We start from the raw sequence: 17,527 nt of genomic DNA on the forward strand, positions 1-17,527 counted from the left end.
ACTATGAGTATAAAATAGGTTAGTATTATATAAAAAATTACTCTTCAGAATGAAAGAAGGAATGAACAATTGGAAGCACATTCTATTGAAAAACGTCCACCCTATGGAATGATCGCTATTTTATTTATTGGAGCATTTGTTGCCATATTAAATGAAACGTTATTAAATATAGCATTGCCGTCAATTATGGCCGAATTTGATGTAAGTCCATCCGCCGTACAGTGGTTAACAAATGGATATATGCTGGTAAACGGAATTCTTATTCCAGCAAGCGCATTTTTTATTCAGCGGTTTACCAATAAAAGTTTATTTATAACTGCCATGGCTCTATTTACAGCTGGAACACTAACAGCTGCCCTTGCCTCTTCATTTGGAATACTACTTGTAGCTCGAATGATTCAAGCGGCCGGTTCAGCAGTGATGATGCCATTATTAATGAATGTCATGCTAACCGCATTTCCAGTCGAAAAACGAGGTACAGCAATGGGAACCTTTGGTTTGGTAATGATTGTTGCACCTGCAATTGGCCCAACATTATCTGGTTGGATTATTGAACATTATGATTGGAGAACGCTATTCTATATTGTACTCCCGTTTGCTGTATTTACACTAATCTATGCAATCGTTAAATTAAAAAATATTACCCCGCAACGAGCCATTAGACTTGATATCCTGTCCATTATTTTATCAAGTTTAGGTTTTGGTGGGTTACTTTATGGATTTAGTTCAGCAGGAGAAAGCGGATGGAATGATCCATCTGTTTATGGAACGATTATTGTTGGAGCCTTGTCTGTCATTGGCCTTATTCTTCGTCAATTACGAATGGATGATCCAATGTTAGAGTTTCGAATCTTTAAGCATTCGATGTTCGCATTATCATCCGCTATCTCCATTGTCCTTGCTGTAGCAATGTTCTCAGCAATGATTTTAATGCCTATTTACGTACAGACGATTCGTGGCATTTCTCCACTAGATTCTGGGTTATTAATGCTACCAGGAGCACTTGTGATGGGAATTATGTCACCAATTACAGGAAGATTATTTGACAAATACGGGCCAAAATTGTTAGCAATTACGGGTCTATTCATTACCATTGCAACAACCTATTTCTTTAGCCGTCTAGATATGGATACTGCTTATGGTACGATCATGCTTCTATACACGGTTCGTATGTTCGGAATGTCAATGGTCATGATGCCTGTTATGACAAATGGCTTAAACCAACTACCAATTAAAGATAACCCGCACGGAACTGCAATGAATAATACCCTACAACAAGTGTCAGGAGCAATTGGTTCTGCACTATTAATTACAGTAATGAATAATCGCACAGAAAGTAAGGCAACTGAGTTGGGTGAGCAAGCAATGGCAAATATGGATCCGAGTGCTGTTCCTTCTGACCAAGCGATGGCAGAAATGCAAGCCCAAATTATGAATGAGGCAATGTTAAGCGGAATTAACTTTACCTTCTTCATATCAACCATAATTGCAGTAGGAGCATTGATTTTAGCTCTATTTATGAAACGTGTTGATACAACAGAAAGTCAAAAACAGCAACAGGAGATGGCAATGCAACAAGCAGAAATGCAAGATAGTCAGCAAACTCCCGTTCCAAATCAGTCATAATGGAAAGACAAATACCTGGTGAGCAGATCACCAGGTATTTGTCCTTAGCATGAAATAGTTCTCTATGTGAAATAGTAAATGGACGATACTCTGAAATAAATTACGTTGCGAAGGGCTCTTCCAATCTTCTGGAACTTCAGCCATTAACCACATTACTTCATCTAAAAAAACATGTTCTACTGCTTTTTTCCAAAAATGTTTCTCCTCCATAGTTAATCTTACATACTCTGTATAACCATCCATAAATATGTACCATTCATCAGGAGTGAATGTACGATCGGGGGCTGTTTCTAATTCATTATGAAACAATAATAAAACGAGAGCTAAATCAAAAATACGTGGAATCCATGTAGCGTTATCTGGGTCAATTAAAAAAGGCTCAGGTGTATATACTAAATTATTTGCTTTATAATCATGGGGTGTTGCAACATGTGGTAATTTAGCATGTTTGATTTCATCTTGTTGTCCCACCACTTTTAATAATCGCTTTCTTAATTTAGGAACCTGAACATCCTCCTTATATGGCATTGCATATCTCCTAATTGCCGCCATACTTTCTTCCACTTCCTCTATTGTAAAATCATACACATTGTATTCTGGAAGCTGATAGGTATTCGTACTCTCCGATAGTCTATGAATGGAACCAAGTAATCTACCTGCTTCTTTAATCGACTTTTCCGAGGCAATGTAACCTTCACCTTCTATAAACGGATATGCCACATAACACGCATCCTCCATCTCTATTGGATTCTCTCTGTCCAATACAACCGGGGTGACAATATCAATCTTGTTTTTCCTTAAATGCAATAAGTACTTCATTAACCTTTTCGCTTTTTCTAATGGTTGCTGTGTTCTCTTTATAATTATATTTCCTGTAGTATGTTGAACTTTATAAACTGGAGAGAACGGATAAATACTTATTGGTGCTTCATCCGTCTTAATTCCAAAATGCTTCATTATTTTACTACTATTCATTTGATAATCCCTCTACATTACCTGCAAATTGGGCTTAATCAGCCAAAACCTTGGTAATTCCTTTCGTAAGATTCATGTTTATTTCATACATTGTTTAAAATTATCACTTCACTCACTCCATACATCAAATTGCTTACCATTAGGATCAGAAAAGATAAAATTCCTACCAGCATGTCCTCTGTTTTCAATAGGACCTACTTTTATATGATGACTGGATAATTCGCTATGTAGCTTTAGTAAATCAGTTTATCCATTGAATTCAAACGACAAGTGAAAAGCATTCTTGACCACGTTGATCTAAAAAATTTTTGACCGTCCGTCGCTTTCACTAGACAAAAACTTTGGCCTGCCATATTAAGAATCGTTTAATTTTTATCTTGATACGTTAGCACAGCACCTAAATAATGAACATACCAAGTTATTGATAATTCTAACTCCTTTATAGGTAAATAAGTCGTGCCTGCTCGTAATAACCTGTTATTCAAGTTGGATGCCTCCTTTTAACGATTGGTTTACCGCCTCTAACGCATGTATAGTTGTCGTATCAAAAATAGGCAGTATGACATCTTCGCTTTTGAGTAACATGCCAATCTCTGTACAGCCTAAAATAACACCTTCGGCTTCCTGTTCGATCAGTCCATTTATCACCTTTTGAAAAACAGCCCTTGAAGATGTATGAGTATGACCCAGACATAATTCATTGAATATGATGTCATTTATGTTGCGTCTTTCTTCTTGATCAGGAATCACCACATGAATTCCATGTTCTTCAAGGCGTGACTTATAAAAATCTTGTTCCATCGTATAAGCCGTCCCAAGTAAACCAACATTCTTCATGCCTTTTTGTTTAATAGTTTTCGCTGTAGCATCCGCAATATGTAGGACCGGTACCGTGATAGCAGCTTGAATCATGTCAACGACTTTGTGCATCGTATTTGTACAAAGTATGATAAAAGAAGCTCCAGCTTGTTCTAACGACCTAGCTGCATTTGCAAGCAATTGACCTGCTTTTTCCCATTTACCTGTAGATTGATACCTCTCCATCTGATGAAAATCAACGCTATACATAATGCAAGAAGCTGAATGCAATCCACCCAGCCGTGTTTTCACTTCTTTATTAATTAATTCATAATATGTTGCCGAAGATTCCCAACTCATTCCCCCAAGTAAACCAATGGTTCTCACGTTATTCTCCTCATTCCTTTTATTTAACCTACTCCGAATTCAGTACGTCTTGAACTTACCTGTATAATTCGCCGTCTGCGTATGTAAAAGCTTCGATATATAAATAAATCCCAGTACACATAATGCAGTAATCCCCCAACTGAGGATATTTCGAATGATTAACCCTTTATCAAACGCCTCTATGCCATATGCTGATATTAGTCTAACTTTTATAATTCCTAAGATAACTTCCCTCATGGCAAATCCAAACGTAATTAAATTGAAGATCATATAAAATCTTTTCTCATAAAAAATTTTTTTCATTTTTTTACGACTTTGGCCTTGCAGCTCGGCAAAATCTAAGGTAAACAATAAAACCAATGGCCGTTTGATTAATATAGTAAATAAAAAGAATGCGGCCATGGCAAATGCATAATATACATTATTCCAAAGCATCTGTATTGCTGAGCCAGCAAGTACGTTTACCAAGGTACTGGCAATTAACGTAACAATCATAAATATACCAAACGTATTTATCTTCTTTACTGCAAAAAAACGGATGCAGGAATACACAATTCCGGGTATCGTTGATAGAAGCATTGCAGGATAATCACCGATGTAATCCCTTAAAACATTCCATACCAATAATGGAAAAGCCAGATAACAAATTAAATCCCAAATTACGATATTCTTTTGCATACGTACGCTCCTAAATTTAAATAATTCAATATGAATGCCCCTGTTTCATTGGCAAATAAGGTGCAGGATCAATGCTATTCCCTTCAATAACAATTGCTGTTAGTCCTGCTTCAGTTATTGTTTTATGCATTTCTGTTCTCTCCCAAAGTACAGCATCGTTACGAGTAACATCCTGAAATACATTTTCTTTTCCCTTTACCTGGCCTGAACCAGATACGATTAGTAATAATTGATCAGTTGAGGCAGCATGTTCGCCAATCTTTCCGTTAGCTTCTAAATGGGAATACATCCAATATGGATATCTACCTTTTCCAATTTGGATAATTCGTGACATCACCATATTAATTGAACCAAATAGAGTAATTGCATTCCCTGCATCTTTGGCAAAATTAAAAATTTTCATGAGCTTACCTCCTGAACGCTCTTTTACTAATGATTATTAAATTTCTTGTTTAAAGGTTTAAAGCCATTCGAATGGTTTGTAATTGGTGACCATCAAAATCCTCATTAAACACTTCAACTTCTTTAAACCCTTTTGCATAATAAAAGGGTTTAGCAATTTCATTATCTCTTTCAACATTAATATAAATTACCTTTGCTTCCGGAAACATCTCTATCCCACGCGCTAATAAAGCTGTACCAATCCCTTTCCCCTGATAATCAGGCAGCAAATAAATGGCACCAAGTTCTACCTTCCCTTCAGTAACTGGTGAATAATTGACAAAGCCTATCACTTGGTTGTCTACTTCGACTACCAGAATATAGGAGAATTTCATACGTCGTTGTAGCATTTTCGCACTATATGCTTCTGTTAAAAAATGATCTTGTACAGCCTGTGGTATTAATCCTTTATATGTAGTATGCCAACTTGTTTCCGCTACACGTTGCACTTGAGTGATATCTTTTTCCGCCATTGGACGTATGTTATATTCCATATCAAAGCTCCTTTCCATTAAATTCATTATATTATGAATTTAATGATAACACAAAAAAAGACGGAGGACTTTTTGCTTATTCCTACGTCGCTATTCATGCATGTAACCACAAAAATATTGAAATCATTCCATTATTTTATTACGTTGTAGTGACGGTGGACAAGCATAGTTATACGCTTTTATTTTTTTATTAATGATTTTGATTTTCTTTAGCCGCTCCTCTCCATCCAACGTTAACAATTCTTTTTTTATATGATCAATTTCATTAGCTAATTCCACCCATTTTGGTAGAACATGATTATCCTTCATCGTTTTATACAGTTGTTTTTCATCTGGATTTAGATAATTCTTTCCCAAATAAAGAGGCTTTCCTTTACCAGGCAAGTTGTCAAATTGGCCATCATTTTCTGCTTTTTTTATCATTTCACCTATTGGGTCTGCATATTGAATTCGCTCATTTCCTTCATATTCTTTATCATCTTTATCCATCCATTCACCACTCATTTCAATTTTTAATTATTTTCCTATTTATATGTTATATTCGCCAATTTTCTTTAAATACCTGCTTTTTTGAGATGTTCAAGAAGTTGTCAAGTACGAAACTAATACTGATATTGCAGCTCTACTGAGGCTTCAATTTCGATCTGGCCTGGTTCAATAGGTGTTGCAAAACTCTCTGCTGATGCAGCAAATGTTTTGTAGGCTACAGGTGGTGCTTCTGTTTGCTCGATAATCTTTACTGGAACTGGGTCCAATTGAAGTTGCAGTGAATCAGCAATCGTTTGCGCTTTTTGGCCTCCATTTTCCAATGCAAACCGTAATGCTTCTTCATAATATACTTGTGGCTGATCAATGGTAAACGTAATATTAGAGACCCGATTTACACCTTGATCCACTGCTGTATCAATTATCCTGCCAATCTTACTAATATCTTTCACCCTAATTTGAACAGCATTTGTAACTTGGTAACCACGATCCATTTGTTTTCCATCTTCATATTCATACTTGGGAGAAATAGTATAGGCTGCCGTTTGAATCACTTCTTTAGGTACTCCCTCGTTATTTAGCGCTTGAATAACTTGATTCATTCGCATTGCATTTTCTTCCTGCGCTGTTTGTAGGGATTGATTTTCTGTAACAACAGCTAATTGAATGGTTACGACATTAGGTTCTACAGAAACTTTACCATCTCCATAAACCTCCATCGTTCTTCGATTTGACTCAACCTGATTAGGAGTGAACGGTTGTCTATAGTAAGGATAAGTATATTGCATCTGCACTCCTCCTTTCATGAATTAGTAAATTGTATGCATAAAGGGAGAAAATATTGACGGTTCAGATTGAAAGAAAACGAAATCAAGAAATTGCTTTCGTTTCATGCAGATTGGTTGTATATGGTGGACCTGGAGGGGGTTTTGTTACGTTTTATTTTTGTTGAACTTTAGGGGGATATTTGTGAATAACATTTACCCCCAATAATCCGGATCTGCCATTCTTATCTCCTCTACAACATCATCTAAATCCGCTGGGGTAATTATGAAAATAGCTTGTTCTTCCATTACCTGCTTTGCAATTTCATAGAAAAAGCGCGTACTTCCTGGATACTCACTATCCATTAATAAGAGGCATGCATCACTTTTATCAGCTAACCACATATTCTTTGCCTTAAACTGAAAAACCCCCTGATAATCTCCTTTGTAGATTGGTTTATAAAAATCAGCTGTTGTTGTAATCATTTGATATTTTTCCTGAATTGTCTCTGGCCAGCGACTTTCTTGATTTTCAAAAGGAGGGAAAATTCCTAATTTCACATTGTATTCTTGTTGCAAATCAAGTACAACTTCTGCAGTCCACAACTCAATTCCCATTTGCCCTGAAATAAGTATCCATTCTAATCCTTCTTCGATTAATGGAATGAGTCGTTTCGTGATAGCTGCTTTAATATATGTAATCCTAGGATCATCCTCTTTAAAGATATTAATCTCCATTGGTTTATAACCAGTTACTGTTAGAATCTTCACATCTCACTCCTCCTTATAATAAAAGGCTGGCATATCGTATGCCAGCCTTTTACATTAAGTTAACACCATTTATGTGGTTTTTTCCAATGTTTAGGCTTGTGGCACCCATGACCCATTCCTTGGCCCATACCTGGGTACATTGCTCCCCCAACTTGCCCATTTCCGTTACCGTTTCCATTCCCATAACCCGGATCCATTGCTCCTCCTACTTGAGAAGGTACGTTATATGATCCTCCATAAACATCTACATTGTCACTCGTATTTTGTACGGAAGTTGAATGTGGAAATACGTGTTTGTTAACTGTTGTGTGATGATTGTGAACGGTTGTGTGCGACGGATGAACATGTTCTACTACATCTTCTGAGCATTGTTGTACATTATTATATTTAGTTGGATGAACGACTTGTTTTGGGCAACCACAGTTCCCATGATGATGACGTCTCATGAATAAAGACTCCCCTTTCCTGTATTTACTACACTAATAACGTATGGCAAGTAACTACGATTTGTATAAGACAATTACCCAGTCAGGAGAAATTATTTTCATGGTTTTCATCATCATATAACTGCAAAGCTAACAATCTCAATAAGCCACTAAACTCGTTGTATATGTGTATCATTAAATGCAGTCTTGTATTTTAAACCAAACCCAAACATTCGGTCCATTCCAATATGCGCAAACCAGATGAGCGCAATTTTAAGAAACCATGTATGAACAAAGATAAAGCCAAGCATCACAATAATAATAGGCAGTGCATAGGTATGAAAGATGTTATACACCCAGGCTCCCGTTTGCTTACTTTTTAGATAACCAACCATGGAGAGATCTGGAGCAAACAAGAATAATCCAAATAATAGCCAATTAAATTCATATGCTGCATAAACATAGATACTTATTAACAAAACCGCTACGCCTTCTATACGAATGATTGTTTTCGGTTGCATCGACACGCCTCCCTTTATGCTTATTTATTGCTAATGTTAATTCGTCACGGTTTCATTTAAACGCTTTTCAAAATTGCTACATTTAGGTAACGATTGAAAGTAGAATGTATAGTTGACTCGTCCTTTCTTGTGCAGTGTGCCCAAGCTTGAACTGGTTGTAATGGCTCCTAATTCTGTTTCTCCCTCCATGTAACTTATAAATAAGAGAATACATGGTTAAACCCATTTATTTCATGCTAACTCATATTCAACATCAATAATCCCCACTACTTGCTCATCTATAAGCATAACTCACATTCAATTTCCGGATTTTTGTATGTCTCTTTTTGATGTAAAGCATGATCAAAATAAGTAGTTTCGAAAAAAGAACCCTGCAACCTTAGCCAACTTTTCTCGAAATTGGCCCATAAGCTCTAATTTCCATATCTTACCTCCTTTTATTTATTTTTTTCTTTCAATATATCTCTAATTTCCTTAAGCAGTTTTTCTTGAGGGTTTGCTTTTGATGATAACTTAATCACCTCTACCTCTTTTTTACGTTTAAATGCCATAAACAAGCGGATAATGAAAAAAATAGACAAAGCAATAATAAAGAAATCTACAACAGACTGAATAAACATGCCATATAAAATCTCTGCATTTCCAATCGTATAAGTTAAATCGGTAAAGTCCATCCCATTTAAGAGGATTTCAATCAATGGAGTAATGATATTATCCACTAGGGATGAAACGATACCACTAAATGCCGCGCCAATCACCACCGCTATAGCTAAATCAATTACATTACCCTTAAATGCAAATTCTTTAAAATCCTTCCACAACTAGATCATCCCCCTGTTCCATCCTATACATGAATTAATTTATATATGTAATTACAATGAGAATGATATAAAAGAAACAAGGTATCCTAAAACAGGATACCTTGATACTAAAGACCATGATGCGGGTTATGCTTTTGTCTCGAGTGATTTGCATTCTTTACTTTCTTAGAACCACTTAATGGTTCACCATATGGCTGTTTGGGGCTTTGTGGCAAATTAGGATGCTCTTGCTGCTTCGGTCCTTTTGGCTTACCTCCCATGGATAACTTCCTCCTTTCACCCTACATAGCATTTGAGGTAGTATTCTCATTTATTCATCGACCGAACATTTGACTTGTCGCTTAATCATAAATGTATGGGATAAATAAATAAAATCAGTGAATTCCATCCTACAACAGCTAAATAGAGCGCAGAAAGCCAAAATATTACTATGTTTAGTTAGCTGAAGTAACCCGTCGCTTAGCACAGTAAAAAAGTCGAATGCCTAAAAGCTCTCACTTTTTACGAAAAACATTCTATTTTGTGAATGCATCTGTTAAAGCAGTAACAATTTGTTTTTTACGTGAGACAACACCTTTAAGCAAGGCACGATTGTTATTATCTAAACGAACATGAAATGCTTCTTCCACTTTCGCTTTGCCATTTCCAAGTGCCAACACTTCTGAATCATTATTTAGAATATCTGTTACAACAAACAAGAATAAATCAAGATTTTTTTCGTTTATGATTTTTTCTATTTCTGGATTAATCTCATCTTGAAGCGCATAAATCTTCGCCGTATCCACCGCGTTGACTTGAGCAATTTCTACTTTTGCATCCTCCATAGAAAATTCTTTTGCATCCATCGTAAGTAATTCGGCTACAGATTTATCACTTAAGTCTGCACCAGCTTGAAGCATTTCTAAACCGTACGCTTCAAGGTTGATGCCAGCAATTTCAGCTAATTCATAAGCAGCATCTACATCTTCTTTTGTACATGTTGGTGATTTGAGTAATAATGAATCGGAAATAATTGCTGAAACTAAAAGACCAGCAATATCTTTTGTGACCTCTATTTTATTTTCTTTATACATTTTATTTAGAATAGTGGCTGTACAACCTACTGGTTCTGCACGAAAATAAAGTGGTTCACTTGTTTCAAAATTAGAAATTCGATGATGATCAACTACTTCTGCAATACGTACATCCTTAATATTATCTACACTTTGTTGGAATTCATTGTGATCGACAAGTATAACTTCGCTTACATCATTGTCCACTGTTTCAATGCGTTGTGGAGCTTCCGTTTTAAAATAATCTAATGCAAATTGGGTTTCCTTATTAACGGAACCTAATCTTGCTGGCTCTGCCGGAATTCCAAGTTTATTCTTTAAATCAGCATAAGCTAACGCCGAACAGATTGTATCAGTGTCTGGATTTTTATGGCCAAAAATTAACGTTTTTCCCATGATCATTCTCCTTCTATTAAGCTTCTACCAATAATAGCTTATCAAAATTCAAGGAAATTGAATAGCGTTTTATTTAGTCTGTTTCTGCTAATGTTTCGGTGACATTCCAAATTTTGTCATACCCGTTGTATTCATTTAAAGCGATGTCTAAATCATGAAAATATCGATGTAGACTCTGAACAGCTTCGACTGATTGGTCTTGGACGACACGTTTTGCAAAAACATTTACCTTCTCCAAATCATTCTTTAGTGATTCATTTTTCACGTCCCTTAATTGCAAATGGATTTGGGATTGTATCGCTTTTGCTTTTGATTGTTGTTCATCCCAATCCAAATTATTTATACCACCATAACCTGTCGTCTCATTATAAAATGCATGTGTCTCAGAAATAAATGCACCAATTTCCTGATGTTGTTTTCCTACAGTTTCTTGTACATGCTCAATATTTTTAGATGTTTCATCATTATTTTGCTGTGAATTTTCTTCATTCACTTCCGAATTATTGGCTGCCTCGCTTTCCTGAAATAGAGAGGAGATATTGAATTGAAAGATGGTAAAGAAAAACACAGTTGAACCAATAATGGTGACTAACACAACACTCAACATTGTCCAGCCAAACCAGCCCCAGCTTCTCTTTGTCTTTTTCCGCTTCATATTAAAACTCCCTTTATTTTGAACACCAGTTCAAAAGATCTAGATACGTCGATTATGATAGCATTCCATTAGTTAAAGCTTATGTTTTTGATACGTAAGTTCAATTGCTTGCTCAGTACTAATATTGACCACATGTAACTCTGGATTTAATGGATAGTCTCGACGATCTTGAAGATTAATCATAAAATATCCCTTTATGGACGTTTCAGTTATTTCTGGTATTGCTTGATCCTCATAAAAACCATAATCTTATAGACATTATTATTCCAATTCTGCTGCATTTATTTTCCATTATTATCCTCCACCATTGTATTTTCAGGAAGACATAAAATAGCGAGCTATATGATTTGTTCATTCCCATTCCTCGCTAGTCCTCTTGATAATTAATTCTTGATTCTTCTTGTAAACCCTTCAAATAGTTTACTTTTTCCGTAATTATTTTTATCATGATAGATAGAGTTATTTTTGAATTGGAGGCGAGGTTAAATGATTAATCAATTTTCATTTACACGGGGAAGTTTACTTTCATTTATTAAGAACTTAGACACTAAAGTGATTGATGTGCAGCCAAAAGAATTTAATAACAACATTCATTGGCATATCGGCCATATTCTTGTAACCGCAGAAAGTCTATTATTCGGCTTTCCAAAACAAACCAATCAGCTGCCAGAATACTATAATGACTTATTTGCGACTGGTACGAAACCGGCCGATTGGCCTGAGAGCGTACCTAGCCTAGCGAATCTGATTAAAGATTTGGAAGCACAAGCACCACGTATTGAAGAATTGACAGAGGAATTCCTTGCAAAAGATTTACCCTATACATTACCGTTTGGTAACTTCAAAACATATGGTGATATTTATGCAATGATTATTCATCACGAAGCAGAACATCTTGGCCAAATTAAAGCAATAAAGCGTATAGTAGAAAACAAATAAATGAAAAAGAAGATCATTGTAGTAGGTGGAGGTATAGCTGGAGCTTCTGCTGCCTACTACCTTGCTAAAGCCAACCATGAAGTCACTATTATCGATCGTTCAGATAATGGCCAAGCTACAGATGCTGCGGCTGGTATTGTTTGCCCGTGGTTGTCTCAACGCAGAAATAAGGCCTGGTATCAGCTTGTAAAAGCAGGGGCTCGCATCTATCCAAGCCTTGTAGATGCTCTTGCCAAAGATGGTGAAGGTGACATAGGATATGATCAAGTGGGTGCACTTCATCTTCATAAAGATGAACAGAAATTGATTGCTATGAAAGAAAGAGCAGAAAAAAGAAAAATAGACGCACCAGAAATAGGACATATTGAAATACTAGATCCTGAACAAACAAAGCGTAAATTCAGATTATTGGATAACAACTATAGCTCTGTTTACGTAAGTGGTGCTGCTCGTGTAAATGGCCAAAAACTGCGAGATGCTTTATTAAACGGTGCACAAAAACATGGTGCTGTTTTTATCAATGGAAGTGCCGAATTAAACGTTGCTGGACATAAGGTGATTGGAGCGATCGTAGATAATCAAAAATTACCTGCTGATTCAGTTATTGCCGCTACTGGCGCTTGGATGCCTGAACTATTGAAACCATTAGGGATCAAATTTCAAGTCGAAGCACAGCGTGCACAAATATTACATGTAGCTCATCCATATGAAGAAACAGCTACATGGCCAGTTGTTAAACCACCTAATAATCAATACATGCTTAGCTTTCCAGACAATCGAATTGTTCTGGGTGCTACCCATGAACATAATGTAGGGTTCGATCCACGTATCACTGCTGGGGGACTTCATGAAATATTATCAAAAGCAATGGAATATGCTCCTGGCATTTCTGACAGTACGATAGTGGAAGCGAGGGTAGGTTTTCGCCCGGTAACGCCAAATTTCCTTCCAGTTATCGGTCCAATACCTAAGTTTAAAGGACTTTATTTAACGAATGGTTTAGGATCTACTGGTCTTACGATGGGTCCATATATAGGATCACAATTAGCAAAAATGGCAACAGATCAAGAGCATGAGATTGATTTAGATAACTATGATATTAATGGAGCAATTTACTAGCACATTGCCTTTATTACACACAAAGAGAAGGATGCCTTTAATCAGGCATCCTTCTAGCTTTATTTTACAATTAGAACTGGACAATTTACTCGCTTAGCTACCTTATGGCTAACACTTCCTAAAATAAATGTCTGTAGGTTATTTAATCCGCGGCTACCAATAACAACACAATCGAAGGCTTGTTCATTAGCATAAGCTACAATTGTTGGTCCAGGTTCTCCATGTAAAATAGTTATTTTGTACTTAATCCCTGCCGTTCTTACGATATCTTCAACCGCTTTTAACTTTTCTAATCTTTTTTGTTCTACCTCAAATTTATCCGCTGCATGTAAAACATCTGATTTCGCTGTTTGGCCATCTATTACATAAATCAGTTCAATTGTCCCAGAAAACTTTTTGGCAAGTTCAATTGCTTGTTTCGTTGAACGAATAGAATGCTCCGAACCATCGGTTGCTAATAAAATTTGTTGGAACAATAACCTCACCTCTTTGATAACTCTAGAAAAATAGTTCTTATCCTAATCCTATCATATTAATGACCAGAGGCTTTGGAAATACCACCAATTCGTTGCATAAGCTGTTGACTATCAGCGTTCAACCCAGAATATGAAACAGCAATTTGATTCTGCTCGAATTTCATCTCAATTTTATCTAATGCCCCAATAGCAGAGTCATCCCAGAGATGGGCTTTTTCAAGGTTTATTTCTACCTCCGTAACTTGATCCATAAAGTAAAAGTTAACTGGCAGATCACTGATGGATGCAAAGAATAATTGACCTTCTAAATAGTAAATTCGTTTTTGTCCCTGATTTACAAGCTCATTGGTTACTTTCACTCGTGAAATTTTTGCCGCAAAGAAAATCGCACTTAATAGCACTCCGGCAAATACGCCTTTGGATAGGTCATGTGTATAAACCACAACAGCTACTGTAACCAGCATGACAGCTGCATCCGTACGCGGCAGTCTATTTATATTTCTAATCGAGGACCAATCAAATGTACCTATAGATACCATAATCATAACACCCACTAATGCTGCCATGGGGATCTGTACAACTAAGCCACCTAATACAATAATTAAAAACATCAAGAAAATACCGGCAACTAGTGTTGATAATCTTCCTCTTCCACCTGACTTCACATTGATCACAGATTGACCTATCATGGCACATCCTGCCATTCCTCCGAAACAACCAGCAATGATATTCCCAATTCCTTGGCCTCTACTTTCACGATGTTTATTACTTTCCGTATCCGTCATATCATCCACAATATTTGAGGTTAATAGCGATTCTAACAAACCTACAATGGCTAATGCGAAAGCATAAGGAAAGATAATCATCAATGTTTCCCAAGTAAATGGGATAGATGGGAGTAAAAATACTGGAAGCTGTTGTGTTAAAGCCCCCATATCTCCGACTGTTCCAACTTGAATATCCCCTAAGACTACAATTGCTGTAACCACTACAATTGCTACTAATGCGGATGGAACTGCTGTAGTTATGCGTGGTAAGAGATAAATAATTGCAAGTGTTAATCCAACCAATGCATACATTATCCATCCTTCTCCTTTAAAATGAGGAAGTTGGGCCGTGAATATTAAGATAGCTAATGCATTAACGAAACCGACCATCACCGAACGTGGTACGAATTTCATTGCTTTTGCTAACTTACAGATACCAAATATAATTTGAATCATACCAGTAAGAATAGTTGCCGCGAATAAATACTGCAACCCATGCTCGGCAACTAAATCAACCATGAGTAATGCCATTGCTCCTGTTGCCGCAGAGATCATTCCCGGTCGCCCTCCGACAAAAGCAATTACGACTGCAATGCAGAACGATGCATATAAACCGACCATCGGATCTACACCAGCGATAATGGAGAAAGCAATTGCCTCAGGAATCAATGCTAAAGCTACGACAATTCCTGCTAAAACATCACCCTTGACATTGCCAAACCATTCCTGTTTCCATTGTGCTACTTTCAAATGTTCAACCTCTTTCTATTTAAGATTTCCAAGCCTTCGTGTAGCTTGAGCCGCAGATAACCAATGAATCATACCATAAATCGCCCGACATTAAAAATCGAAAGAAAGCGTGTTCTTCTTTCGTTTTCTTTAATTTTCTTATGTATTTGCTTGATTTACTAGAAGTTAACAAAAAGTAATTGAATCAAGTCATCTATTATTTTCTAGTACTTTTTAAAAGAATATTTACATAAGATAAGCGGTTTGGTACGCTTATGTACATATGAAGGAGGATAGATCATGAAAGGAAGAACAATTGTATTTATATTAATTATTGTGACTTTAATAGCACTAGCCTTATGTTGGTTTTGGCTACAAGAGGTTATTGTTGATTACGACCTGGAAAAAGCTTTACATCAATCACCTGAACGGATCAATTGTACTATCTTTCTCTCGTAAACAAGTTGGTTTTTCAAAAAATATAATCCTGATTTTTGTTTTAGCTAACGATTTTATAATGGAAGACCTATCATTTTTAGATGTCTTATAAGGTGCTTTCATATCGGGCTATCCACCAAACGTAAGATTGTTTTTAATAATATAGGATAATTCGAAGAACATTGAGAAGAAGTTGTAGGATGAATCACTGTTTGGATATCAGAAGCAAGTGGAGTTGATAGTTTTCTTCTAAGCTTACATAAACTACTAGGAGAGAAGTACATGCCGTCAGGAAAAGGAAGTAATAATCCTGTTACCAAGTCTCCTATCTGGTAGTTGACTCTAGTACTAGCTAATTGAACAGGCTTAACTTGATTATCAACTAAGTCTCTACACATAATATAATGAGGTCTATCATAGGAAGTTTCTATTATATAAAAACCAGCATCCACCTGTTTCCACTTACCCAATACTTGTCGAATTGGCTCCGGATAGTCACGAGCACTTGATCTTTCTAAGAATTGTTGATAAATAGTTCTAGAAGTAGAATTGCATTCTATACAAAAAATCGTCCACCATAACCATTGGACATATAGTTTATTATACCAAGTTTCAGATAAATGAATATCCTTTGCAAACCGTTCTGTTTCTTCCAATAATCGTTGCAGATGCTGTTCCATTGAATAGTAAAATATTTCATCAATCATCGCAATTAGATCCCGTTTATTACATAGGGATTTTGAAGCGCTCTTTTGATTTAACATAAGTTTCCCTCCAATCTATTTTCTTTATTGTAGCATTCATAAAGGGAACGTCTAATGTACAAAATAGAATGGAAAGCAGCAACGTTTCGCTCGGTTCTCGTTTTCCATTAGAACTTTTACCATTTTATCGTGCAAAGGCAAGCTTATTTATCAATTTTTAGTTATTGCACAATAACGTCAGCACCATTTATTAATGAAAGCCGCGAAATTCGGCCCATCGTAGGCCAACTTCAGCATGTCCTCTATCCTAAAGACCCTAGAGCCTTGATTACTTGGTTAGTTATCCATCATTATAGGAAACTTTTAATTATTGAAAAAAACAGCGATTACTAACTAATCGCTGCCTTACGCACGCATTTTTGAAATTTGTTTGTGGCGATATAACTCATCCAATTTACGGATCCATTTTTTTAGCCGTTCATACGTATATTGAAAAATTGGACTCTGTATAAAGGTGAAGAGGAAAGTAAATAAAAACACCGGCCCTCCTAGCATGAATCCAATTACAAGTACAATTGATTCCGTAATAATCCGTACTTTTCCAACAGAAGTGCTTGTTTTGTCAGAGATCGATAACATAAATCCGTCACGTGGTCCAGATCCAACACCTGCAGCATTATAGATGCCTCCACCTAATCCCATAATGACAATACCAATGATAATAATAAGATAGTCAATCCACGAGTGTGTTGCTTTTGGCAAAAAGTCTAAAAATAAATAAATGTCTACGAAAGCTCCAATAAGGACAGCATTTAGAAATGTACCTAATTTGATATAACGCTTATCTAAAAACCAAGAAATGATAATTAATAGAATGGAAATAAGAATAGCCCAGGAACCAATCGATAGACCAAACTTCTCATACAATGCAACATTTAATACATCCCAAGGATGGATACCAAGATACTGTACCTGTATAGAGATCGAAATTCCTAAACTAAATAACATCAACCCTAAAAAAAATACTAGCCAGCGCAATGCAATGATCAACAGCAATCCCTTCTC

General features: G+C 36.3%; 22 protein-coding genes and 1 pseudogene. 4 read left to right on the plus strand and 19 right to left on the minus strand.

From position 1 onward, the window contains the following. The first annotated feature begins 108 nt into the window (after window positions 1–108). Window positions 109–1,626: a DHA2 family efflux MFS transporter permease subunit gene (locus BN990_RS15100; protein WP_051739273.1), complete on the plus strand. Its 1,518-nt coding sequence runs from the start codon at window positions 109–111 to the stop codon at window positions 1,624–1,626. A 27-nt stretch (window positions 1,627–1,653) separates the two neighbouring features. On the opposite strand, the gene BN990_RS15105 is transcribed toward BN990_RS15100, so the two are convergent. The 15 genes and pseudogenes from BN990_RS15105 to BN990_RS15175 all read right to left on the minus strand — a co-directional run bounded on the left by BN990_RS15105 (window position 1,654) and on the right by BN990_RS15175 (window position 11,290). Continuing rightward, a complete protein-coding gene (locus BN990_RS15105; protein WP_021292011.1) occupies window positions 1,654–2,601 on the minus strand; it encodes a phosphotransferase in 948 nt (315 codons plus the stop codon). 108 nt (window positions 2,602–2,709) lie between these two features. Beyond that, window positions 2,710–3,086 (minus strand): annotated as a pseudogene (locus BN990_RS15110) (VOC family protein). Further along, window positions 3,079–3,786 (minus strand): aspartate/glutamate racemase family protein, encoded by a 708-nt coding sequence (locus BN990_RS15115; protein ID WP_038245722.1) that lies wholly within the window; start codon window positions 3,784–3,786, stop codon window positions 3,079–3,081. The pseudogene BN990_RS15110 and the gene BN990_RS15115 overlap by 8 nt, the downstream one beginning before the upstream one ends. Before the next feature lie 39 nt (window positions 3,787–3,825). Continuing rightward, window positions 3,826–4,464: a VC0807 family protein gene (locus tag BN990_RS15120; protein ID WP_021292008.1), complete on the minus strand. Its 639-nt coding sequence runs from the start codon at window positions 4,462–4,464 to the stop codon at window positions 3,826–3,828. 25 nt (window positions 4,465–4,489) lie between these two features. Further along, window positions 4,490–4,867, minus strand: a complete 378-nt coding sequence (locus BN990_RS15125; protein WP_021292007.1) for a hypothetical protein — start codon at window positions 4,865–4,867, stop codon at window positions 4,490–4,492. Between the two features lie 49 nt (window positions 4,868–4,916). After that, complete coding sequence (locus BN990_RS15130; RefSeq protein WP_021292006.1) at window positions 4,917–5,399, minus strand: GNAT family N-acetyltransferase; 483 nt, start codon at window positions 5,397–5,399, stop codon at window positions 4,917–4,919. A 123-nt stretch (window positions 5,400–5,522) separates the two neighbouring features. Continuing rightward, window positions 5,523–5,903, minus strand: a complete 381-nt coding sequence (locus BN990_RS15135; protein ID WP_038245723.1) for a DnaJ family domain-containing protein — start codon at window positions 5,901–5,903, stop codon at window positions 5,523–5,525. 98 nt (window positions 5,904–6,001) lie between these two features. Beyond that, window positions 6,002–6,673, minus strand: a complete 672-nt coding sequence (locus BN990_RS15140; RefSeq protein WP_051739224.1) for an SIMPL domain-containing protein — start codon at window positions 6,671–6,673, stop codon at window positions 6,002–6,004. Between the two features lie 192 nt (window positions 6,674–6,865). Next, complete coding sequence (locus BN990_RS15145; protein WP_038245724.1) at window positions 6,866–7,420, minus strand: SLOG family protein; 555 nt, start codon at window positions 7,418–7,420, stop codon at window positions 6,866–6,868. A gap of 59 nt (window positions 7,421–7,479) precedes the next feature. Continuing rightward, entirely contained in the window at window positions 7,480–7,866 is a 387-nt protein-coding gene (locus tag BN990_RS15150) for a CotD family spore coat protein (protein WP_021292001.1), read from the minus strand. Window positions 7,867–8,015: 149 nt separating this feature from the next. Then, window positions 8,016–8,366, minus strand: coding sequence for a DUF4260 domain-containing protein (locus BN990_RS15155; protein WP_038245725.1), 351 nt, complete (start codon window positions 8,364–8,366; stop codon window positions 8,016–8,018). Between the two features lie 437 nt (window positions 8,367–8,803). Continuing rightward, a complete protein-coding gene (gene mscL, locus BN990_RS15160; protein WP_021291999.1) occupies window positions 8,804–9,187 on the minus strand; it encodes a large conductance mechanosensitive channel protein MscL in 384 nt (127 codons plus the stop codon). 107 nt (window positions 9,188–9,294) lie between these two features. Next, window positions 9,295–9,447: a small acid-soluble spore protein P gene (locus tag BN990_RS15165; RefSeq protein WP_021291998.1), complete on the minus strand. Its 153-nt coding sequence runs from the start codon at window positions 9,445–9,447 to the stop codon at window positions 9,295–9,297. A gap of 255 nt (window positions 9,448–9,702) precedes the next feature. Beyond that, window positions 9,703–10,635 (minus strand): manganese-dependent inorganic pyrophosphatase, encoded by a 933-nt coding sequence (locus tag BN990_RS15170; RefSeq protein WP_021291997.1) that lies wholly within the window; start codon window positions 10,633–10,635, stop codon window positions 9,703–9,705. 73 nt (window positions 10,636–10,708) lie between these two features. Beyond that, window positions 10,709–11,290 (minus strand): hypothetical protein, encoded by a 582-nt coding sequence (locus tag BN990_RS15175; protein ID WP_038245727.1) that lies wholly within the window; start codon window positions 11,288–11,290, stop codon window positions 10,709–10,711. A gap of 486 nt (window positions 11,291–11,776) precedes the next feature. On the opposite strand from BN990_RS15175, the gene BN990_RS15180 reads away from it, so the two are divergent. Continuing rightward, window positions 11,777–12,229 carry a DinB family protein gene (locus tag BN990_RS15180; protein WP_021291994.1) on the plus strand — a complete coding sequence of 151 codons (453 nt, stop codon included), beginning with the start codon at window positions 11,777–11,779 and terminating at the stop codon, window positions 12,227–12,229. After that, window positions 12,230–13,348 carry an NAD(P)/FAD-dependent oxidoreductase gene (locus tag BN990_RS15185; RefSeq protein ID WP_038245729.1) on the plus strand — a complete coding sequence of 373 codons (1,119 nt, stop codon included), beginning with the start codon at window positions 12,230–12,232 and terminating at the stop codon, window positions 13,346–13,348. Window positions 13,349–13,407: 59 nt separating this feature from the next. Here the strand turns inward: BN990_RS15185 and BN990_RS15190 are convergent, their stop codons facing one another. After that, on the minus strand, window positions 13,408–13,824 hold the full coding sequence (locus BN990_RS15190; protein ID WP_021291992.1) for a universal stress protein: 417 nt from the start codon (window positions 13,822–13,824) through the stop codon (window positions 13,408–13,410). 56 nt (window positions 13,825–13,880) lie between these two features. Continuing rightward, the gene (locus tag BN990_RS15195) at window positions 13,881–15,341 is read right to left on the minus strand and encodes a SulP family inorganic anion transporter (RefSeq protein WP_038245731.1); all 1,461 of its coding nucleotides are present in this window, start codon (window positions 15,339–15,341) and stop codon (window positions 13,881–13,883) included. Window positions 15,342–15,620: 279 nt separating this feature from the next. Between BN990_RS15195 and BN990_RS22650 the strand changes: the two genes are divergently transcribed. Continuing rightward, a complete protein-coding gene (locus BN990_RS22650; RefSeq protein WP_158295245.1) occupies window positions 15,621–15,779 on the plus strand; it encodes a hypothetical protein in 159 nt (52 codons plus the stop codon). 98 nt (window positions 15,780–15,877) lie between these two features. On the opposite strand, the gene BN990_RS15200 is transcribed toward BN990_RS22650, so the two are convergent. Next, a complete protein-coding gene (locus BN990_RS15200; RefSeq protein WP_038245732.1) occupies window positions 15,878–16,522 on the minus strand; it encodes a hypothetical protein in 645 nt (214 codons plus the stop codon). Between the two features lie 345 nt (window positions 16,523–16,867). Then, window positions 16,868–17,515 carry a YczE/YyaS/YitT family protein gene (locus BN990_RS15205; RefSeq protein WP_440870602.1) on the minus strand — a complete coding sequence of 216 codons (648 nt, stop codon included), beginning with the start codon at window positions 17,513–17,515 and terminating at the stop codon, window positions 16,868–16,870. Window positions 17,516–17,527: the final 12 nt, after the last annotated feature.

Source organism: Virgibacillus salexigens, from assembly GCF_000723585.1.
Classification (GTDB): Bacteria; Bacillota; Bacilli; order Bacillales; family Amphibacillaceae; genus Virgibacillus; species Virgibacillus salexigens.